Below are 20,980 nucleotides of genomic sequence, written 5' to 3'. Positions count from 1 at the left end.
ACCTTAGGGCGGACGTTATAACGCACAACGGAGTTTTTATGCGCCCTTCATCCTCACTCTTTCCTGCCGTTCTCGCCGGTTTTGTCGCCGTTCTGGTGGGATATGCCAGTTCCGCCGCCATTATTTGGCAAGCCGCTGCTGCCGCAGGCGCAAACGCGCAGCAGATCGCCGGCTGGATGACGGCCCTGGGGATAGGTATGGGGGTCAGCACGCTGGCGCTTTCCTGGTGGTATAAAGCCCCGGTGCTTACCGCCTGGTCCACCCCCGGCGCGGCGCTGTTAGCCACCAGTCTGCATGGGGTAACGCTTGCCGAGACCATCGGGATTTTCATCTTTGCCAACGCGCTCATTCTGCTGTGCGGCGTAACCGGGTTGTTTGCTCGCCTGATGAAGCTTATCCCGCATTCCCTTGCCGCTGCTATGCTCGCCGGGGTGCTGCTCAGGTTTGGACTGCAGGCGTTCAGCAATCTTGAGGGACATTTTTTACTGTGCGGCAGCATGCTGGCGGCATGGCTGTTCGCCAAAGCGCTGGCCCCTCGCTACGCCATTGTCGCCACGTTGCTGGTGGGCAGTATGGTGGCCTGGGCGGGAGGTGACGTTGTCACAAAAGAGTTAACCCTTTTCGTGGTGATGCCCACGTTTATCGCACCGACCTTTACGTTAACCAGTCTGATAAGCATTGGCGTGCCCTTTTTCCTGGTCACCATGGCGTCCCAGAATGCGCCGGGCTTCGCCACGATGCAGGCTTCTGGCTATCCTCTGGCCGTATCACAGCTGATGATCGTCACCGGAGGGCTGGCCCTGGTGTTATCCCCGCTCGGCGTCTTTTCCATCTGTATCGCCGCGATCACCGCTGCGATTTGCCAGAGCCCGGATGCGCACCCGGATGCCAGCAAACGCTGGCTTGCCGCCGTGGCCGCAGGCGGGTTTTATCTGCTGGCGGGCATTTTTGGCGGATCCATTTCCGGGCTGATGGCCTCCCTTCCCCTGAGCTGGATCCAGATGCTCGCCGGCCTGGCGCTACTGGGCACCATCAGCGGGAGCTTGTATCAGGCACTGAACAACGAAACGGAGCGCGACGCGGCAATTGTCACCTTTCTGATGACCGCCAGCGGCGTCACGATCCTGGGTATTGGCTCTGCGTTCTGGGGGCTGGTGCTGGGCGGCGTATGTTATACGGTTTTTTCACACCTTCGCCGCGCGTAGCTGCGAGGGCGTTACGCCCATCATGCTGCGAAAGCGGTTACTGAAATGGCTGGCGGAGTTAAACCCGCAGGCCAGCGCGATATCCGTGAGCGGTGTGGTTGTGTGCTGCACCAGCGCTTTGGCTTTCTCCATCCGACGCTGCATCACGTACTGATGCGGTGCCAGCCCCATGGACTGACGGAACATCCTGGCGAAATGATACTCGCTCAGCGCGGCCTGTTCGGCCAGTTCCGCCAGCGTTAGCGGCTGGGAAAGGTTCTCTTCGATAAACGCCAGCACGTTACGCAGCACAAACGGTGACAACCCGCCGGTCACCACCGGCAGTTTCCACTGCACGCTGGAGTAATTCTGTAACAGATGAGTCATCAACAGCGTAGACGCGGTACTCAGGGTGAGCTGGTTAGCTTTTTGCTGCCAGTCGCAGCCGAGCAAAAACTGACGGTAAAGCGCGGTAATTTTCGGGTCGCTGCCGAAAATCTTTTCATCCAGCGTCAGGGACAGCGGACGCTTGTCCCAGATTTTTTCCCCGACATCACGCAGATGCTCATCGGTGCAGTAGAGATGGACAAACGACAGGTCATCGCGAATATCCCACGTCGATTCACTCTCTTTTGGCATCAGACAGAAACGGTCCGGGCCGCCGCCGTTTTTCCAGCCGCCCGGCGTTTTTTGATAGCTCTCATAACCGTCCGCCACGTACAGGCTGAGGGTATGGTGATTACTTTTTACGGTTATCGTGTCGTGCTTGTTGTACCAGGCTGCCAGTTGAATACCGGAATTCAGCGCAACGGTTTCCCGCAGCACGGCGTTCTGCTGGCGTAGCGTTTCAAAGGTATCGTAAGCGCGAGACATAGCTATTAACGGGTGAGTAATCAGACTCTCAGTCTATGAAGTGTTGCGCCACGATGCCAGATCTGCAGCCACAAAAAAGCGCAAGAATATGCAAGTCCACCGCAAATCGGTGAAAGCAATGTCATGCCACTCGCGCCAGACTGCACTTTTCAGTATGTGAGAAGAGAGCAACAATGAACGCATTACTCTATGGACTGGTGGTGGTGATATGGGGAACAACCTGGATTGCCATTTTCCTGCAACAGGGGCCAGTCGCAGCCCCGGTGTCAATTTTCTGGCGCTTTGCCGTGGCCTGCGCCACGATCATGATCGTCTTAATTGCCCTGCGTCGGCTTCGTAAGCTGGCCTTGCGGGATCATCTCTTTTGCATGCTGCAGGGATGCTGCGTTTTTTGCTTCAACTTCTGGTGTTTTTATACCGCCGCCGCGCACATTAATACCGGGCTGGAGTCGGTGATTTTCTCGATGGCCGTACTGTATAACGCCATCAACAGCTTTATTTTCTTCGGTCAACGCCCACCCGCACGCTTCTGGACGGCGGCGGCCCTGGGGCTTATCGGGATCATCACCCTCTTCTGGGACGACCTGCTGGCGAGCGGCTGGAGTGCCTCCCTGCTGACGGGGATTGGCCTTTCAGCACTGGGGACCTACGGGTTCTCGCTGGGCAATATGATCAGCATGCGCCACCAGCGAAAAGGGCTGGAGACCATGACCACCAACGCCTGGGCGATGTTTTACGGTACGGTCATTATGGGCTGCATTGCCCTGTTCCGGGGTGACAGTTTCATCCCCGAATGGACGGTGAGTTACATTGGCGCGCTGCTTTATCTCGCCATTTTTGGTTCGGTCATCGCTTTTGGTGCCTACTTCACGCTGGTGGGACGCATTGGCCCGGGCAAAGCGGCATACAGTACGCTGCTCTTCCCGCTGGTGGCGCTGTCTATCTCCACGGTATATGAAGGTTACGTGTGGCATCTCAATGGCATCATTGGATTACTGCTGATTCTGGGCGGGAATATGGTGATGTTTACGAAACCGGAAACCTGGTTCAGACGTTTGCGTATGGCATAAAAAAAGGCCTGCATTGCTGCAGGCCGTTTTGATTATTTCGCGGTTTTCTTAACATCAAACATGGTGGCATCCGTCGCCATGTCATCCACAACCTGTTTTAACGTTGCGAAGCCCATTGGCGTGTTTTCGTTCGCCAGCTCTTTACCTTCGCCTTTACGCACGACCTTCATGACCGGCTTATTCGTCGCCGAATCAATCAGCTCGCCTTCGAAGAAGAGATGGGTATCCATGGTGCGGTGCCCCGTTGCCATCTGCGTACCTGCAACCACTAACGCGACGGGCACTACTTCATAGAACTGCAGACCTTCTTTCTGTGAACTCACACCGGTAATCGCACCGCGGAAAATCAGGCTGTGTTTACCTGGCGTCGTAACAACAGGTTTACGCTGGCTGATTGCCGCTTTCATTTTGGTGTTGGTATAAGCCAGAAGCTCATCAAGCGTTTTTTGACCAATTTGGGTCGTTGGTTTTGGCGCTGGATAATAGGTGATTGGCGTCCATAAAATACTGTCGTAATTTGCCTCGTTATACGACGGGTCGACCCAACGCAGCGTCGGTTTACCCGTTGCGGACGTTGTTTGCTGCAATCCAGAATAATCTTTTAAAAAGCCTGAATATTGTTCGGGGGCGGCGACTTTAGACGAACAGCCCGCTAACGCCAACAGACCAGAAAGCACTGCAACTTTAAAAAAAGTGTGAGTACGCATGATGGTATTCCATGTTATCTGCAAGTATGCATTTGAAGTTATAGCAAAAGTCTGGCGGGTTTGTTGTGACAAAAAATGATGTAAGCAGCACAAATTGCGAAAAGATTGCCCGACTGAACGCCGGGCAGAGAAAAACTACTGATTAATATCAACCTGCCAGAACAAATGCTTGCCAAACGGATCGATTTCATAGCCCGTGACTTCCTTGCGCACCGGTTCAAAAATCGTCGAATGGGCAATCATTACTGCCGGCATCTGGTCATGCATCATCTGCTGGGCCTCTTTATACAGCGCCACGCGTTTATCATGATCGGTTATCGATTTCGCTTCAGCGATAATTTTATCAAATGGTTTGTAGCACCATTTGGCGGAATTAGATCCACCGTTAGCCGAAGTACAGGTAAATAACGGACCAAAGAAGTTATCCGGGTCGCCGGTTGCGGTGGTCCAGCCCATCAGCGCGGCCTGATGTTCACCGCCCTTCACCCGCTTAAGATACTCGCCCCATTCATAGGTGACGATTTTGGTCTGGACGCCAACCTTCGCCCAGTCGGCCTGAATCATCTCCGCCATCCGTTTTGCGTTCGGATTGTAGGGGCGCTGAACCGGCATCGCCCATAAATCGATGCTGATGCCGTTTGCAAAACCAGCCTCCTTCAACAACGCTTTCGCTTTCTCCGGATCGTAGTCGTAATCCTTCAGTTCGCTGTCGGCGCTCCAGACGCCCGGTGGCAGCAGGTTTTTCGCCGCCGTACCGGTGCCATGGAATACCGCGTCAATGATGGCCGGCTTATTGATGGCCATTGCCAGCGCCTGGCGGACCTTCACGTTATCCAGCGGAGGTTTTTGCGTATTGAAGGCCAGAAAGCCGGTATTCAGCCCGGCTTTACTCATCAGATTAATGTCTTTGTTAGCCTTCATGCGCGGCAGGTCCGCCGGGTTTGGAAACGGCATCACCTGACATTCGTTCTTCTCGATTTTGGCAAAACGCACCGAGGCATCGGGCGTGATGCTAAACACCAGCCGATCCAGCTTCGATTTGCCCTGCCAGTACTCCGGAAACGCAGTGAACAGGATGCGCGAATCTTTCTGGTACTGCGCCAGCTTAAACGGCCCGGTGCCAATCGGGTCCATATCCACCTTCTCCGGCGTGCCGGCTTTCAGCATCGCGTCGGCATACTCCGCCGACAGGATCGAGGCGAAATACCACGCCAGATCGGCGACAAACGGCGCTTCCGGATGGGCGAGCGTAAAGCGCACGGTGTGCTCATCGACTTTATCAATGGCCGTGATCAGGCTACCGAACTCAAGGCTCTCGAAGTTGGAATAGCTGCCGTTAGAGACGTTGTGATAGGGATGATTTACATCCTTCTGGCGCATAAACGAGAAAATCACGTCGTCGGCGTTAAAGTCGCGCGTCGGCCTGAACGATTTATTACTCTGGAATTTCACCCCTTTACGCAGATGGAAGGTATAAACCTTGCCGTCCTCGCTCACCTCCCAGCGTTCCGCCAGGCTCGGGACCAGTTCCGTTGTACCCGCCCTGAAATCGACCAGCCGGTTATAGACCGGCACGGCACTGGCATCCACGCTGGTTCCCGACGTGTATAACTGAGGATTAAAATTTTCCGGCGATCCTTCAGAGCAATACACCAGCGTTTTTGCCGCGACGGTGGAACTGACCGTGAGCGCAGCAAATGCCAGCGTTAACATTGTGAGTTTGCTTTTCATCATTTATTCCTGTCTTTTTAATTCGACGGCTAATTAATTCTTTTGCCATTTCATAAATATCATTAAAGTGATGTAGCAAACACCTGAAAAATAAATACAGAAGGAATCACTATGGGCTCGGCACTCTCCAGACAATTAACGCACCGCTTCTTCCGCTATCTCGCCATCACCAGCCAGAGCGATCCCAGAGTGAACACCCTTCCCTCTACGCCGGGTCAGCACGACATGGCGCGTGAGCTAGCCCAGGAGCTGGCGCAGCTGGGTTTAGACGATATTGTGATTGATGAATACGCGACGGTTACTGCGGTTAAAAAAGGTAATGTTGCCGGAGCGCCACGCATCGGTTTTATTACCCACATTGATACCGTCGATGTCGGTTTATCACCGGATATTCATCCACAGATATTAAAATTTACGGGTGAAGACCTCTGTTTGAATAAAGAGAAATCAATCTGGTTACGCGTAAAAGAGCATCCGGAAATTCTGGCTTACCCGGGTGAAGAGATTATTTTCAGCGACGGGACCAGCGTATTAGGCGCAGATAATAAAGCCGCCGTCACCGTGGTCATGACGCTGCTGGAAAACCTGACGCCAGAACACCAGCATGGCGACATTGTGGTCGCGTTTGTGCCGGATGAGGAGATCGGCCTGTGTGGCGCGAAGGCGCTGGATCTAAACCGTTTTGACGTTGATTTTGCCTGGACCATCGACTGCTGTGAGCTGGGTGAGATTGTTTACGAGAACTTCAACGCCGCGGCGGCAGAGATTCGCTTTACCGGCGTAACGGCTCACCCCATGTCCGCCAAAGGCGTGCTGGTTAACCCACTGCTGATGGCGACAGACTTCATCAGCCATTTTGACCGCCAGCAAACCCCGGAATGCACCGAGGGGCGTGAAGGCTATATCTGGTTTAACGGCATTCAGGCGGGGCAAAACGAGGCCGTCTTAAAAGCGAATATCCGTGATTTCGATAAAGCACAGTTTGCCGCCCGCAAGCAGCAGATTGCCGATGTCGCGGCGTTGATTGCCGGGCAGCATCCTACGGCAAAGGTGGAATATCGCATTGAAGATACCTACAGCAATATCAGCAATGCGATTGGTGAGGATCGTCGCGCTATCGACCTGATGTTTGAGGCCATGGAATCCCTTGGGATCACGCCCAAACCGACGCCAATGCGCGGCGGTACTGACGGCGCAGCGCTCTCGGCAAAAGGCCTGCTCACGCCAAACTTCTTCACCGGCGCGCATAACTTCCACTCGAAGTTTGAGTTTTTGCCGCTGTCGTCGTTCGAGGCCTCATACAACACGGCCCTGCAGCTCTGCCTGCTGGCCGCCCGTTAAGCGGGCTTGCGCGCCAGCAGCGTGGCAAAACGCAGTTTGATGCGGTTACCGTTCTCGTCGGTGCGGTGCAGTTCGCCCACCTCTTCGTTGTACTTGAGCAACGCCCAGCCCTCGTAGTAGTTGCTCAGTTCACCGCTTTTGAACGCAAACGGGAAGCCGACGGTGCACGGGTAATCCGCCGTGTCCATCGCGGCAACAATCAGGTTATAACCGCCGGGTCTGGTGCAGCGCTGCATATTGCCGATCAGGCCCGGAATGGTTTTCGCTTCCAGGAACATCAGCACCACGGTAGAGAGAATAAAATCGTATTCGCCCTCAAAGCTCAGCTTGTTCAGATCTTTGATTGCCGTCTGCAGGTTTACGATGCCTTCTTCCGCTTTGATACGCTCAATATTATCGATACTCAGGGGATTTTTATCCCACGCGGTCACGTCGTAACCGTTGGCTGCCAGATAGAGGCTGTTACGCCCGTTACCACAGCCCAGATCCAGCGTTTTACCCGGTTTCACAATGCCCGCACTGTACAGCACTTCTGAGTGCGTACGGGTTAAGCCATATTTATCTGTGAAGTAATTTTCATCAACAGCCATTATTTTTCCTCAGATTGCATAAGCAGCGCTTTATCAGTGCGCACCAGAAGTTTGCCCTGTATCAGCAAGATAAACGTTCGTACCAGCAGCATCCCGATGATGACATTGGTAAAGATAAACAGTGGGACGGCAATGGCGTGAAAAAAGCCCGACGGACTGCTCTGCCCAAGATGAAGCCCCGTGGTGGCCAGGGCCGACACGCCAAACGAGAAGCTCCAGAACGAGGCGTTAAACGGCTGGGATAAATACCATGGCATCAGCCGTAACATAAACAGCAGTTGCAACAGGCCGTAGCCGAACAGCATTTTGGCGAATGTATCCGCCTCACCACCATTGACGCTAAACCAGGCGCTGCAGGCCACCAGCGCGGGGGCCAGCTGAATACCCAGCGAGGTTCGCAGCGCGGAAGGCAACTCCCCGGCGCTACGAAGTCGTTGCAAAATCACCGGCTCAAGGCTGAGCCAGGAAAAAACGCCCGCCCCGAGAAACACCAGCCCGGCATCGTTAAACCCCAGCGCGCCGCACGCCATGGCGCTGATAAAGTTGTTTGCCACCGTGGGCAGGTATAACCCCGGCGTGGTGGCCTCTTGCGGATGGTTACCGCGCCATAATCCGGCGCTTTGCCAGGCAGCATAAGCCAGCTGTATCACCACCCCGACGCTAAATAACACCAGTGACACCGGACGCAGCCAGGGCACAAAACCGATGGCGACCAGCATCGTTGTGGCGGGAAAAAGGCTGACAAAACTGCTCATCACCGGGTGGCGCATCTCGGCCAGCACACTTCGCGGGAAACGGATCGCCCGGGCGATAAACGCCACCGTCAGCAAAAACCAAATCACAATTGCAAGGGCCACCAGGCTCTCACCCGGCCAGCGCGTTACGGGCCAGAGCGTGCTGGCGTATCGCCAGGCGAACCCCATCCCAATGATGCCAAGCACCATACCGAAGTAACCCGCGGGCAGGTTAAGCACTTGTTGAGCGTTGTTATTTTTATTCATTAATTTGAATTTTTAAAATGTATTTTAAATGCCATTTTAAGGGGTTTCCGCGACGGATGCCAGCACTACGAAACACCGAAAGTTTGCTACGTTTAGTGGAGACGCTTACCCGAGGCTCCATGATGAAAAAGTACAGGCTCAGCGAGGACACCCGCCTCTGGCAATGGAAAAACGGCGAGACAACGCACACGACGTCGTTACGACAGATTATTGCCACGGCGAATTTTAACGACATCGTGAGCGGCACGAAAGGCGGCTGGGTTGAAGATGAGAGCGCCCTCGCGCACGAAGGCGACTGCTGGATCTACGATGAAAACAGCGTCGTCTTTGCCGGTGCGACGGTGTCCGGCAACGCGCGCCTTACCCTGCCTTGCATCGTCAGTCATGACGCGCAGATTGGCGACAACTGCTGGCTGGACGGCGCAGAGGTCAGTCACGGCGCGCGCATAAGTGACAACGTCACGATACAGCAATCCTGCGTACGCGGCGAATGCCATATTTTCGGCGAGGCGCGGGTGCTTCATAACAGCGTGGTGATTGCTGCCAAAGGGCTTACGCCGGACCATGAGCAGATCCTGAAAATTTATGACAAGGCGACGGTGAGCCAGTCACGCATTGTGCATCAGGCGCAAATCTACGGCGAGGCAATGGTTAATTATGCCTTCGTTGAACACCGGGCGGAAGTTTTCGACAGCGCCATCCTCGAAGGCAACGATCTCAATAACGTCTGGGTATGTGACTGCGCAAAAGTGTACGGTAACGCCCGCGTCATTGCCGGTTTTGACGACGATGCCATCCCTACCGTCCGCTACAGCTCTCAGGTGGCTGAAAACGCGGTGGTGGAAGGAAATTGTGTCATTAAACACCACGTCCTGATTGGCGGTCAGGCCTGGCTGCGCGGCGGCCCTATCCTGCTTGACGATAAGGTCGTGATCCAGGGACGGGCGCGCATCAGCGGCGATGTGCTTATTGAGCATCGGGTTGAAATCACCGACGATGCGGTGATTGAGGCTTTTGCCGGTGAGAACATCCACCTGCGCGGAGAAAAGGTGATTAACGGCGACCAGCGCATCACCCGTACGCCTCTGTTGGGGGCGTTATAGCGGATAAATTTTGCCGTAGAGATTCACATCATCAAAATTGCCATTCAGGAACTCTGCTTCCCGCAGGCACCCCTCCAGCGTAAAACCGTTGCGCAGGGCAACGTTGTTGCTGGGTTTATTCGCCACCCGACACTTAATGACAAAACGGCGGATCTCGCCTCGCTCGACGTAATAGCGCATAAATGCCTGCAGCGCCTGCGACAGAATGCCCTGTCCCTGATGCGCCTCGTCCAGCCAGTAACCGATGTATCCGGCTTTGTTGGCGGGTTCAATCGCATTAAACGACAGCACGCCGACCATGTCCTCATCCTTGAAAATCAGAAACATTTTGGCGTAGCCGCGCTGGTGCAGCATCTGATTACTCAGCACATTACGACGGGTGTCATCTTCGGTGCCCACATGCTGCGCCCAGTCAAAGGCGGTTTGCAGCCAGGCTTTGTTTCTGATGACCATGTTGTGCAGATCGGCGGTATAGCGCTCTTCGACGGCGCGAAGCTCGAGATGGTCAGTCACCGGGATTATTTCAGATTCAGTGGCGGTCATGGTCCCTTCCCGTCACCCTCTCCCCGCCGGGGAGAGGGAATAAATGGTCAACGCATGATGCGATCGTCAACGTAGTTACGTTTGTCCGGCGCAGGCGGGAAATACTGATACAGCCAGGTCTCACTGATCGCATCCCCCTGACAGCGCAGGAACAGGCGCATATCCACCGGTTCGGTCGAATCCGAGGTAGGATACCAGTCGAACAGAATGCGATAGCCGTCAAACGGCTCAACGTAGAGGATCTCAACCTGCTTCGCTTCACCGCTGGAGAGGGTAATGACCGGCTCAATGCCTTTTGGCGCGGCAGCTTTCAGATCGCCCCCGACGAAGTCGATAGCAAAGCGACGGGCCCACACTTTCGGGTAGTTTTCGCCCGGCGCCCAGCCTTCCGGGAACCCACCCATACCGGTGCGGGTCGCGAAGACATTCGCCAGTGGGGAACGGACCGGCGGCATGGCGCTCCAGTAAAGACGGTATTTAAAGTCCAGCTCATCGCCCGCTTTCACCGGTTTTTCTGGCTGCCAGAAGCAGACCACGTTATCCAGTGTTTCACCCGTTGTCGGGATCTCCATCAGGCCAACCGCACCTTTACCCCAGTCGTTACGCGGCTCCACCCAGAGGCCTGGGCGTTTGTTATACCAGCCCATGACGTCCTGATAATGCGAGAAATCGCGATCGAGCTGGAGCAAGCCGAACCCTTTCGGGTTTTTGTCCACAAACGCATTGAACTGCAGCTTCTGCGGGTTGTTCAGCGGACGGCAAATCCACTCCCCGTTACCGCGCCACATGGCGAGACGGTCGGAGTCATGAATTTGCGGGTGGATGGTATCGCACATGCGGCGTTCGTTTGTACCGCAGCTGAACATACTGGTCATCGGCGCAATGCCGAGCTGTTTAATGTCTTTACGCGCATAGAGATGGTTTTCCACCTCCATGATCACCTGGCTCTTCTCGCAGTGGATCACGAACTTATATGCACCGGTGATGCTTGGGCTGTCCAGCAGCGTATAGACGGTGAAGGTAGTGTCGCCCGGTTTGACGGTTTCAAACCAGAACGCGGTGAAGTCTGGGAACTCTTCCGGCGTGTCGGTAAAGGTATCCACCGCCAGACCCCGCGCGGAAAGACCATACTGATAGGTATCATCAACCGCACGGAAATAGCTCGCCCCCAGGAATGAGACGATATCGCGACGCGCCAGTTCCGGTGCCTTGAAGGCACGGAAACCGGCAAACCCAAGATCGCTTTGCCCTTCCAGCTGCTTCGTATCAACACCGGTTTCACCGTAGCTGAACAGCTCAGGACGGAAGTGGATTTCGCGCGCCTGTGACGTTGACTGATCCAGCGAGAACATGCGCACGCGGCGACGGAAACCCATGCCCATATGGAAGAACTGCACGTCCAGCTGACGGCCTTCAATGTTATTCCACAGTGACTGTTTTTCATCGTAACGGATGGCGTTATAGGCCTGCGGCGTCATGGTCGCCAGCGTGTCCGGTAACGGTCGCGGTGCTCCGCCCCACGGGGTTTTCGCCAGGTCATGGGCCATGGATTGCAGTACGGAGAAGTCAAAACGACGGCTCTGACCGTCAGCAATGTCAGAGTCAGCAGCGTAAGCCGCTTTGGAAAACAGGGAAGCAAGGCCAGTTGTGCCGCTCAGGGCTGCCATTGCCAGCGAGCCTTTTAGAAAACGTCTGCGATTCATGCCTGGAAAAACGTCCTTATGGTCGTGTGAATGTGTTTCGCACTCGGCGAAATGACGGCAAGAAAGAACGCACAGCCTAAACAAAAATGGTTAAGAATCCAATTGTTGGGCGGCGATTATCTGTACAAAGTGCGAAATATTTTCTGTCGACCAGAACGACCCGAAAAAGGTGTAAAGAAAGGTATAAAGACGTGTATAAAAATGCCCCGGCTGGACATCGTCAGTCGGGGCAAATGAGGCGGTTATTTTACGCTGACATCGATACCTGGGAAGTACTTATCAGCGAGTTTAGCGATCGTGCCATCGGCACGCACTTTATCAATTGCGGCATCAAGTTGCTTTTTGGTGGCCTCGTCCCCTTTACGCAACCCAAAGCCGATCCCACTGCCGAGGATAGTGTCGTCCGACACCGGTTTGCCGATAAAGCCAAACCCTTTCCCCTGCGGCTTGCTGAGGAAACCTGCCTGCCCGGCCGCGGACATGACCAGCGAGGCGTCGATACGGCCATTCAGCAGATCGCCCCAGGCCATATTCTGATCTTTATAAGACACCACGGTGACACCCTGCTTTTCCCAGTGCTCTTTCGCGTAGGTTTCCTGAATAGAGCCCTGCAGGACACCGATGGTTTTGCCCTTAAGCCCCGCGGGCGTTGCCTCTACCGCGGTACCGGCCTTGCCAACGAGCTGCGACGGGATGCGGTAAATCGGTTGGGTAAAATCAATACTTTTACGTCGCTGTTCGGTGATGTTCATCGCCGAGTTAATGGCATCAAATTTCTTCGCCACCAGGCCCGGTATTAACGCATCAAAAGAGGTTTCAACCCAGGTGCATTTCAGCGCTGCGGCTTTGCAGATGGCATTGCCCAGCTCAACGTCAAACCCTTCCAGTTCGCCGGCAGCATTTCGGCTTTCAAACGGCGGATATTCCGCCTCCAGCCCGTACCGCAGTTCGGTAGCCGCGAATGACGAAAACGTACACAGCAATCCCATGCCGACAACTAACGCGCGTAATTTCATCTCCAACTCCTTAGCGTGGTTTAACCCGACACAGGGCCTGGGCACCTGCCCGTAACGTCGCCTCATCTTTCGCAAAAGAGAGACGAATCAATTTATTATCCGTACCATCCGCATAAAACGCCGACAGCGGAATGGTGGCCACTCCATACTCAACGATCAGCCGTTTCACCAGTTCACTGTCGCGCTCATCGCTGAACTGGCTGTAGTCGGCCAGCAGGAAAAACGAACCGGCGCTCGGCAAGAGTCTGAACGGTGATGCTTCCAGCAAACTTTGCAGCAGATCGCGTTTGCGCTGATAAAACGCCGCCAGCGACAGCCAGGTTTGCGGGTCAATCATGTGCTCTGCAAACGCATGCTGCATTGGCGTATCAGCAGAAAACATCAGAAATTGATGGACTTTACAAATCTCATCCATCAGTACCGCCGGAGCAACACAGTAACCCACGCGCCAGCCGGTCACGTGATAGGTTTTTCCGAAGGAAGAGATAATGACGCTACGCTCCGCCAGCTGCGGATGTGTCGCCATACCGTGGTGCGGTTCACCATCAAAGACGACGTGTTCGTACACTTCGTCAGACAAAATAATGATATCGGTATTGCGGGTCACCGCCACCAGCTGCTGAAGGTCCTCTGCCGAGAAGACCTGCCCGCTCGGGTTGTGCGGGGTATTGATGATAATCATGCGTGTACGCGGGGTGATCGTCGCACGGACTTCATCCCAGTTGACGGCAAAATCCGGCACCGTCAGTTTAATGGCAACCGGCGTGGCCCCCTGCAGGCGAACAATCGGGGCGTAACTGTCAAACGACGGTTCAAAGTAGATCACTTCGTCGCCCGGGTGCACCAGCCCGCTGATCGCCGAATAGAGTCCTTCACTGGCACTGGCGGTGACCAGCACTTCGCTGGCCGGGTCATAGTGCGTGCCGTAGAGGGTGGCAATTTTATCCGCAATACGCTCTTTAAGCGGCTGCAGGCCGGTCATTGCCGCGTACTGGTTGTGCCCTGCCTCCATCGCCCGGGTCACCCCGGCGACCAGTTTAGGATCGCAGGAAAAATTGGGTGCACCCTGAGAAAGATTGATGGCGTTATGCCGGGCGGAGAGCTGGCCGATAACGGTAAAAATCGTGGTCCCCACATCGGGTAATTTGGAACGGGTGTGCACCGGAGTGTGTAACGTCATCCTCTTTCCTTTCTCATGATGAATACATAACTATTCAAACAACAAGTCGGTTGTCGGGACAATCGAATTGTTGTCATAATAGCCATGAGAAAAACGCATACCTGAGGTGTTTAATGTCGCGCCGTTCGCTCCCGCTTAATGCCATCGACGCCTTTTTAGTCACCGCGCGTCATCTGAATCTGACCCATGCCGCAACAGAGCTCTGTCTGACGCAGGGAGCCGTAAGTCGCAAAATCGCCACCCTTGAAGCGTGGTTCGGCTTTCCGCTGTTCGAGCGCCATGCGCGCGGCCTGCGCCTCTCCCCACAGGGCAGCGCCCTGCTTCCGGAATTGCAATCCACTTTTGAAACGCTGCTGACCCTGGCCGATCGGGCCCGTACCCAGCAAACCGTGATCCGACTCAAAGCACCCACCTGCGCCATGCGCTGGCTGGTGCCTCGTCTGCTGGAGGTGGAGCGTGAGCAGCCGGATCTGCAGATCGCATTGACCACTACCACCGACCATAACGTCAATTTCAAAACGGAATCTTACGACGCGGCCATTGTATTTGGCACCCATATGAGCGCGGGCGATCTGCTGTTTGAAGAGGCGTTAACCCCGGTAATGAGCCCCCTGCGAGCAGGTTGCGAACTGGGCGCGTTAACCTTCCTTCACCCGACACGGGATAAGACAGACTGGTCATTGTGGCTGGCGAAGCAGGAAGGCCCGGGGGTAGTTATGCACAAAAATCAACACTTCGACACGATGGACCTTGCCATCACGGCCGCCATTCAGGGGCTGGGGGTGGCCATTGCTGACGAAACGCTGGTGGAAGAAGATGTCCGCGCCGGAAGGCTGGCGCGGCCTTTTGAGAGCAGCATTAAAACGGGAGCGAGCTACAGACTGGTTCTGCGCGAATCGCCTGGCCAGGAAAATGGGCTGGCGGCGTTTCGCGCCTGCCTGCTCAGTCGAGGCTCACATGGTGTTTCATGACGCGCTTAAAGAGGCTCATGCGCGCGCGCATAAAGCGGTTTTCAAGCCTGAAACCTGCATGTTTATTCACGCCGATACGTAGCAGCACGTCCCTTCCTTTTCGACAGGCCGGCCAGTGCGTCGGGCCAGGAAGACTTTCCCGGTGACCGGCGTCACGCGCAAAGCTCACCCAATAATCTGCAACCTGCGCAGCGAATTGCCGGTCTCGCGCATTAACGTAGTGGCAGGAAGGCTCAATCTCACCAAGGGTGTCAAACACGTACGGCACCTCATTACCGTGCCAGGCACCGTTGATATAGGTTGCGTGCTCTGCTTCCGCCACATAGTCGAACCAGTAACGCCAGCACAAGCCGCCCACGCGCTGCTGGGCCTGCATCACCACATATCCCATGCTGGTAAAAGCCATATCCCGGCACACCTGCCTGCCAAGCTCCACATCCCCTTTCACCCCCGGATAGAGCAGTTTGATCAGCCCCAGTCCAAAGCGACGTTCACGGCGAAGCTTCTGGATCTGACCGGCGAGATCGATACCAAATACCGCCATCACGCTGGCTTCGTCACTGTTCGACCCGATCATCACCGGAACAGGATGCTGACGCGCGGCAAAGAACACATCGAGCATTGATTCCGGCAGAACACAGTCTCCGACGATGGGGGCCGGGGCGATGTTCAGCGGCGCGGCCAGCGGCCAGAACGCTTCGGGTGGAATGGCACGTAACTGTTCTGCTGACGCCTCCTCAAGGCCGAAATGCGCCGCCAGCGCTTCCCCTTTTTGCAGGGCCTGTTCCCGCGGCGTATCCGGCAGGGTGTATCCGCTTTGCACAATCGCCTTGTGGAAGAGTCCCTTCGCCAGCGGAGACGCCAGCAGCGACAGCACGCTGCGCGCGCCGGCGGATTCGCCAAACAGGGTGACGTTGTCAGGATCGCTACCGAAAGCGGCAATATTCTCCCGAACCCATTCAAGGGCAGCGATCTGATCCAGCAGCGCAAAGTTATGCACCACCCGGTCTTCTTCTCCCTCCAGCGCAGGATGGGCAAAAAAGCCAAGGTGACCAAGACGGTAATTGATCGTCACAACCACCACGCCGCGCGTTGCCAGCGCCTTACCGTTATAGGGCGGCAGGCCACCCGCGCCAATGGTAAACCCCCCGCCGTGTAGCCAGACCATGACGGGAAGCGGCGTCGGGCGCTCGACGGGTGACCAGACGTTAAGATACAGACAATCTTCTGAAAACCTGCCGGGGTCGCCACCGCCTAACGCCTGGCAATACTCACTGTTCTGCCAGCTTGAGGGCGAAAAAGCGGTGGCCAGACGCAGCCCCTCCCAGCGTTCAGGCGGCCGTGGCGAACGCCAGCGCCAGTTGCCAACGGGAGGCGCCGCATAGGGAATACCACACCAGAGATGAACGTTTTCATCCGTTAAACCAGACAGTGCGCCCTGGCGCGTTTCAATCACAGGGGCGGAGGGATTTTGCATAACAACCTTCTGTTTCCATCACACCCCAGAAGAGTAACGATTTCAGAGCAAACCGCAACGCTGTTTGCTGCGGATTTCAGCCTCCTGATAGAGCATGAACTCATCGTACACTGGGCAACCCAGCGCCGCTTCGAACGCGTCGCGACTGGCGTTACCGTGGCTACGCGCCTGGGTTTCATTGCCCAGATTCGACTGGAAAATCCCTGCGGCACTGACCGGGAGGAAATCTTCATAGGTGATCGGCTGAGCGACAACCCACCCGCGCTCAATTAACGGCTGTGGATCGTCTCCCGGACGAAACGCATGTCGATGCGCTTCCCCGGATGGCGTCAGGCGATAGCGGAAATAGGCGAGTTCCTGACGGCGCATCAACAATTCGCTGTCCGGGAAGGCGCTGAAGATCTCGCGCAAATGGAGCTGGTGCGTCATGTTGTCTTTACCGGTACCGGCCTCTGCAAGCAGGCTGTCATAAAGCGCACGACCTTTTGGCGTCAGCGCCACGCCGCGCTGTTCAATTTCGCCAAAGCGCGCGGTATGCGTTCCTGTATGCTCCCCGGCAAACAGCACCGGCTCTTCAAGCGCTTTAAAGCTGGTCTGGCGCAGTAATACAGGAACCTCGCGGCGCGGTGGTCCTTCAATCAGAATTTTGGGTTCAATCCCGTACTTCGGCATCAGCTCCTGCACCCGGTCAATATCCAGCGTACGTGGCGTGAGGTGGTTGATATGGCACCCCGGAAAACAGACCACATCCGCAATCAGTCGGTGCTCGTTATGCAATGCCAGATAGGTCTCCTGGTCGACCGTCGCATGACGATGCCAGCGGAAGGTTTCTAACGCCTCCTGTACAAACGCCTGCGCCTGCGCATCCGTAAAGTGCCCTTCTGCCTCATGCAGCGCGATAAGCTCCAGACAACGCGGGGTAAAGATATTGCGGTGAGACAGGATCTTCGCGGCACGCTCACGCAGGACGACGTTGTCAATCAATTCGAGGCGCAGCAGCGAGGTAAAGATACGAAACGGATTTCGGCACAGCGCCGCATCATCGACCGGGCGAAACGCCGTGGAGTGGACGGGCACGCCCGCCTGAGAGAGGTCGTAATAGCTGACCGGGTACATGCCCATAATGGCAAACATACGACGCAAGGTCGAAAGCTCTTGCGCGGTACCCACGCGGATCGCCCCGTGACGCTCCACATTCAGGCGCGCCAGTTCATCCGCGTTCGCCAGTTGTTCATGTAATAGTGGGTTATTTTCCAGAACCGCCAGGTTTACGTCCGCAACCAGGTCGAGCAAGGTGCCGTACTGCGGAACTTCCTGCTGGTACATCGCCGACATAGCCTGCGAAAAGTGTTCCCGAATATCATCAGCCGTGATGGTGTTCGCCATGATGTCATGCCTCCAGTGAATATTACCTGGAGTGTAGAGAAACCCTTTCCCTCTGGGGGGAAGAATTTCCGATTTGTGATCTTAAGACAGGAGTGGTTAAAGCGTGTGCTGGCCTGCCCTGACACCCATATGACCTGGCAGATTCACCTTCTCTAAATGTAGATTCACCTTCTCTAAATAAAGCGCTTTCTGATTAAATTGTATTATTAATAACCTCATCGCTTAACCATTAAGAGGTAATTAATAGCATTATCTTAAGAGGTAATATCTCATTAAAAACAAATATCAGCGGCATATATCTTATTTCGTTAATGCAACAAGCGTACTCCCATTTTTTTCCTTGAGATTAATCTGTAATTTTTAGACTGCCGCACGCGCTTCAGGCATAAACAATGCAAGAAAAACAGTTATCCTCTGCGGCTCGCGGATTAACTCCATGAAGACAGACAGTTAACCGCAAGCCGTCCAGGATATATTCATATTAAACGAAGCGTTAACCATCAGAAATAAACCAGCAACGAAGCGATGGTTTACAAAACATATTTGACGAATATGAAACACCGACTAAAGTTATTACTCGAACGACGAGTGATACGGAATATTTTCGTATCTTAACTGACATAACCAATATATGAGGTTTAATATGGCAGAGCATCGTGGTGGTTCCGGTAATTTCTCACAAGACCGTGAAAAAGCATCAGAAGCTGGACGTAAAGGTGGCCAGCACAGCGGCGGTAATTTTAAAAACGATCCGCAACGCGCATCTGAAGCAGGTAAGAAAGGAGGAGAAAACAGCCACGGTGGTGGCCGTAAAAACTCCTGACCTGATGTAAATCTCTTTTATTTAAAACAGAGAGCATGCTGCGGGCCTCCAGGCTCGCAGTACCCCTTCTTTATTTTACCGGAGCGTAATGATGAATATGAAAAGTGTCGAAGATGTGTTTATTCACCTCCTGTCCGATACCTACAGCGCTGAGAAGCAGCTGACCCGCGCGCTCGGCAAACTGGCTCGTGCTGCCTCCAGTGAAAAACTGAGCGCAGCCTTTAGTGCACACCTTGAAGAGACGCAGGGACAGATTGAGCGTATCGACCAGATTATCGAGCAAGAATCTGGTCTTAAGCTCAAGCGTATGAAGTGCGTAGCAATGGAAGGCCTGATTGAAGAGGCCAATGAGGTCATCGAGAGCACCGATAAAAATGAGGTGCGTGACGCCGCATTAATTGCCGCAGCACAAAAAGTGGAGCATTACGAAATTGCCAGTTACGGTACCCTCGCCACATTAGCAGAACAACTGGGCTATAAAAAAGCCGTTAAACTTCTGGCCGAAACGCTGGAAGAAGAGAAAGAAACCGATCTTAAACTTACCGACCTGGCCGTAGGCAATATTAACCAAAAAGCGCAAAAATGACGCTATAGCAAAGGTTAAATAAAATGAGCATCAGTCCCAGGACTATTAAACGGTGCCATTTAACGGCAGCAATAATATGGTTCCTACTCGCTATCCCTTCCGTTTTATGGTGGAAGAGCAGCGTGCTATGGGTCATTATCATCAGTATCTACGCCAATATTGTCGGCCATTTATCTGGCTACAGTGCTGCGCGTGCCGATCAGGCCGCTGAGAGTGAGACCAAATAAGCGACATCATAATGAGGACATTATAATGAATCACGTAGAACACTACCATGACTGGCTACGCGATGCCCATGCGATGGAAAAGCAAGCCGAATCTATGCTGGAATCCATGGCCAGCCGTATCGATAATTATCCCGATGTTCGCGCCAGAATTGAGCAGCATATTAGTGAAACAAAGCGACAAATTACCTTACTGGAAGAGATCCTCGACCGTAATGATATTTCTCGTTCGGTTTTAAAAGATTCGATGAGTAAAATGGCGGCGCTCGGACAATCCATTGGCGGGATGTTCCCCTCTGATGAGATCGTCAAAGGGTCTATCAGCGGCTATGTTTTCGAACAGTTTGAAATAGCCTGCTACACCTCCCTGCTGGCCGCGGCCAAAAAAGCGGGCGACATGGCTTCCGTGCCCGCCATCGAAAGTATCCTGGCGGAAGAGCGCGAGATGGCCGACTGGCTGATTCGCCACATTCCACAGACCACCGAACAGTTCCTGCTGCGTTCAGACGCATCCGGTGTCGAAGCAAAAAAATAACCTCAGGAGAGAAGACATGTTTCGACACGTCAAACAATTACAATATACGGTTCGGGTTGCCGAACCGAATCCCGGCCTTGCCAATTTATTACTGGAACAATTCGGCGGTCCTCAGGGCGAGCTGGCCGCCGCCTGCCGTTACTTTACTCAGGGGTTGAGTGATGACGACCCGGGTCGTAAAGATATGCTGATGGATATCGCGACCGAAGAGTTAAGCCACCTTGAAATTATCGGTACCCTGGTGGGTATGCTTAATAAAGGGGCTAAAGGCGCACTGGCGGAGGGGGTAGAAAATGAAGCCGAGCTGTATCGGTCCATGACCGAAAACGGCAACGACAGCCATATCACCTCCCTGCTTTACGGTGGCGGTACTCCGTTGACCAACTCCGCCGGGGTGCCGTGGACGGCGGCTTATGTCGACACCATTGGCGAGCCGACCGCCGATCTGCGCTCAAATGTGGCTGCCGAGGCCCGAGCGAAGATCATTTATGAACGGCTGATTAACGTCACGGACGATCCGGGCGTGAAGGATGCGCTGGCGTTTCTGATGACGCGTGAGGCGGCGCATCAGCTCTCCTTTGAGAAGGCGCTTCAGTCCATTCGTAATAATTTCCCTCCGGGAAAACTGCCGCCAATCGAGGAATACACCAACAAGTACTACAATATGTCTGAAGGTGGAGAGGTTCGCGGAAGCTGGAACAGCGATAAACATTTCGACTACGTTGAATCCCCCCAACCTGCCGTTGACGGCGGTGACGGGAGTGCAAGCGTGACGCTGACGACCGAACAGGCCACGCTGGTCAAAGCGATGTCGGCCCGCACGAAGTCCGATCCACATTCCGACCCGCTGACCGGTGCCGAACTGGGTGCCGGGAAGAAAAAACCGTAACCGATTTTGCCAGGCAGCCCCGGACTGCCTGGCAATCCTCGTGCGCA

General features: G+C 54.5%; 21 protein-coding genes. 10 read left to right on the top strand and 11 right to left on the bottom strand.

The window, feature by feature from the left end; all coding sequences use genetic code 11:
* Positions 1 to 38: 38 nt before the first annotated feature.
* Positions 39 to 1,205, top strand: coding sequence for a benzoate/H(+) symporter BenE family transporter (locus ACMGG3_RS06700; protein WP_414149719.1), 1,167 nt, complete (start codon positions 39 to 41; stop codon positions 1,203 to 1,205).
* Here ACMGG3_RS06700 and ACMGG3_RS06695 read toward each other — a convergent pair.
* The gene (locus ACMGG3_RS06695) at positions 1,185 to 2,057 is read right to left on the bottom strand and encodes an AraC family transcriptional regulator (protein WP_333176638.1); all 873 of its coding nucleotides are present in this window, start codon (positions 2,055 to 2,057) and stop codon (positions 1,185 to 1,187) included. The two genes, ACMGG3_RS06700 and ACMGG3_RS06695, sit on opposite strands and share 21 nt — an antisense overlap.
* A gap of 173 nt (positions 2,058 to 2,230) precedes the next feature.
* On the opposite strand from ACMGG3_RS06695, the gene ACMGG3_RS06690 reads away from it, so the two are divergent.
* Complete coding sequence (locus tag ACMGG3_RS06690) at positions 2,231 to 3,127, top strand: DMT family transporter (protein ID WP_014170023.1); 897 nt, start codon at positions 2,231 to 2,233, stop codon at positions 3,125 to 3,127.
* 32 nt (positions 3,128 to 3,159) lie between these two features.
* Here the strand turns inward: ACMGG3_RS06690 and ACMGG3_RS06685 are convergent, their stop codons facing one another.
* Positions 3,160 to 3,834, bottom strand: coding sequence for a DUF3313 domain-containing protein (locus ACMGG3_RS06685; RefSeq protein WP_020884175.1), 675 nt, complete (start codon positions 3,832 to 3,834; stop codon positions 3,160 to 3,162).
* Positions 3,835 to 3,969: 135 nt separating this feature from the next.
* Positions 3,970 to 5,565 carry an ABC transporter substrate-binding protein gene (locus ACMGG3_RS06680; RefSeq protein ID WP_279256949.1) on the bottom strand — a complete coding sequence of 532 codons (1,596 nt, stop codon included), beginning with the start codon at positions 5,563 to 5,565 and terminating at the stop codon, positions 3,970 to 3,972.
* A gap of 111 nt (positions 5,566 to 5,676) precedes the next feature.
* On the opposite strand from ACMGG3_RS06680, the gene pepT reads away from it, so the two are divergent.
* Positions 5,677 to 6,906: a peptidase T gene (gene pepT, locus ACMGG3_RS06675; RefSeq protein ID WP_020884177.1), complete on the top strand. Its 1,230-nt coding sequence runs from the start codon at positions 5,677 to 5,679 to the stop codon at positions 6,904 to 6,906.
* Here pepT and tehB read toward each other — a convergent pair.
* Both tehB and tehA read right to left on the bottom strand, forming a co-directional pair.
* Positions 6,903 to 7,496 carry a tellurite resistance methyltransferase TehB gene (gene tehB / locus ACMGG3_RS06670; protein ID WP_151712276.1) on the bottom strand — a complete coding sequence of 198 codons (594 nt, stop codon included), beginning with the start codon at positions 7,494 to 7,496 and terminating at the stop codon, positions 6,903 to 6,905. The genes pepT and tehB overlap by 4 nt on opposite strands.
* The gene (tehA, locus tag ACMGG3_RS06665; RefSeq protein ID WP_044867108.1) at positions 7,496 to 8,497 is read right to left on the bottom strand and encodes a dicarboxylate transporter/tellurite-resistance protein TehA; all 1,002 of its coding nucleotides are present in this window, start codon (positions 8,495 to 8,497) and stop codon (positions 7,496 to 7,498) included. Before tehA ends, tehB begins: the two co-directional genes overlap by 1 nt.
* 122 nt (positions 8,498 to 8,619) lie before the next feature.
* Between tehA and ydcK the strand changes: the two genes are divergently transcribed.
* Positions 8,620 to 9,600: a YdcK family protein gene (gene ydcK / locus ACMGG3_RS06660; RefSeq protein WP_025204226.1), complete on the top strand. Its 981-nt coding sequence runs from the start codon at positions 8,620 to 8,622 to the stop codon at positions 9,598 to 9,600.
* Here ydcK and rimL read toward each other — a convergent pair.
* From rimL to ACMGG3_RS06640, 4 genes are all read right to left on the bottom strand, one after another.
* A complete protein-coding gene (gene rimL / locus ACMGG3_RS06655; RefSeq protein WP_414149718.1) occupies positions 9,595 to 10,143 on the bottom strand; it encodes a 50S ribosomal protein L7/L12-serine acetyltransferase in 549 nt (182 codons plus the stop codon). The genes ydcK and rimL overlap by 6 nt on opposite strands.
* Before the next feature lie 47 nt (positions 10,144 to 10,190).
* Complete coding sequence (locus ACMGG3_RS06650; protein ID WP_025204228.1) at positions 10,191 to 11,846, bottom strand: glucan biosynthesis protein D; 1,656 nt, start codon at positions 11,844 to 11,846, stop codon at positions 10,191 to 10,193.
* Between the two features lie 242 nt (positions 11,847 to 12,088).
* Positions 12,089 to 12,862 carry a transporter substrate-binding domain-containing protein gene (locus tag ACMGG3_RS06645; protein ID WP_025204230.1) on the bottom strand — a complete coding sequence of 258 codons (774 nt, stop codon included), beginning with the start codon at positions 12,860 to 12,862 and terminating at the stop codon, positions 12,089 to 12,091.
* A 10-nt stretch (positions 12,863 to 12,872) separates the two neighbouring features.
* Entirely contained in the window at positions 12,873 to 14,042 is a 1,170-nt protein-coding gene (locus ACMGG3_RS06640) for a pyridoxal phosphate-dependent aminotransferase (protein ID WP_414149717.1), read from the bottom strand.
* Between the two features lie 113 nt (positions 14,043 to 14,155).
* Here ACMGG3_RS06640 and ACMGG3_RS06635 point away from each other — a divergent pair, with 113 nt between their 5' ends.
* Positions 14,156 to 15,013: a LysR family transcriptional regulator gene (locus tag ACMGG3_RS06635; protein WP_020884185.1), complete on the top strand. Its 858-nt coding sequence runs from the start codon at positions 14,156 to 14,158 to the stop codon at positions 15,011 to 15,013.
* On the opposite strand, the gene ACMGG3_RS06630 is transcribed toward ACMGG3_RS06635, so the two are convergent.
* Positions 14,985 to 16,490, bottom strand: a complete 1,506-nt coding sequence (locus ACMGG3_RS06630; RefSeq protein WP_414149716.1) for a carboxylesterase/lipase family protein — start codon at positions 16,488 to 16,490, stop codon at positions 14,985 to 14,987. The two genes, ACMGG3_RS06635 and ACMGG3_RS06630, sit on opposite strands and share 29 nt — an antisense overlap.
* A 42-nt stretch (positions 16,491 to 16,532) precedes the next feature.
* Positions 16,533 to 17,876, bottom strand: coding sequence for a VOC family protein (locus ACMGG3_RS06625; protein ID WP_394245709.1), 1,344 nt, complete (start codon positions 17,874 to 17,876; stop codon positions 16,533 to 16,535).
* Positions 17,877 to 18,519: 643 nt separating this feature from the next.
* On the opposite strand from ACMGG3_RS06625, the gene ACMGG3_RS06620 reads away from it, so the two are divergent.
* The 5 genes from ACMGG3_RS06620 to ACMGG3_RS06600 all read left to right on the top strand — a co-directional run bounded on the left by ACMGG3_RS06620 (position 18,520) and on the right by ACMGG3_RS06600 (position 20,933).
* On the top strand, positions 18,520 to 18,699 hold the full coding sequence (locus tag ACMGG3_RS06620; protein WP_032681041.1) for a general stress protein: 180 nt from the start codon (positions 18,520 to 18,522) through the stop codon (positions 18,697 to 18,699).
* A 91-nt stretch (positions 18,700 to 18,790) separates the two neighbouring features.
* A complete protein-coding gene (locus ACMGG3_RS06615; protein WP_044860041.1) occupies positions 18,791 to 19,285 on the top strand; it encodes a ferritin-like domain-containing protein in 495 nt (164 codons plus the stop codon).
* 23 nt (positions 19,286 to 19,308) lie between these two features.
* Positions 19,309 to 19,512: a hypothetical protein gene (locus ACMGG3_RS06610; protein WP_148575680.1), complete on the top strand. Its 204-nt coding sequence runs from the start codon at positions 19,309 to 19,311 to the stop codon at positions 19,510 to 19,512.
* A gap of 25 nt (positions 19,513 to 19,537) precedes the next feature.
* Positions 19,538 to 20,044, top strand: coding sequence for a ferritin-like domain-containing protein (locus ACMGG3_RS06605; RefSeq protein WP_014170004.1), 507 nt, complete (start codon positions 19,538 to 19,540; stop codon positions 20,042 to 20,044).
* A 16-nt stretch (positions 20,045 to 20,060) separates the two neighbouring features.
* A complete protein-coding gene (locus ACMGG3_RS06600) occupies positions 20,061 to 20,933 on the top strand; it encodes a manganese catalase family protein (RefSeq protein WP_020884190.1) in 873 nt (290 codons plus the stop codon).
* Positions 20,934 to 20,980: the final 47 nt, after the last annotated feature.

The organism is Enterobacter sp. BNK-18, assembly GCF_047456135.1.
GTDB classification, from domain to species: domain Bacteria; phylum Pseudomonadota; class Gammaproteobacteria; order Enterobacterales; family Enterobacteriaceae; genus Enterobacter; species Enterobacter ludwigii.
Note: the sequence above shows the minus strand (reverse complement) of the source record. Positions and strands in the feature narration are given on the sequence as shown.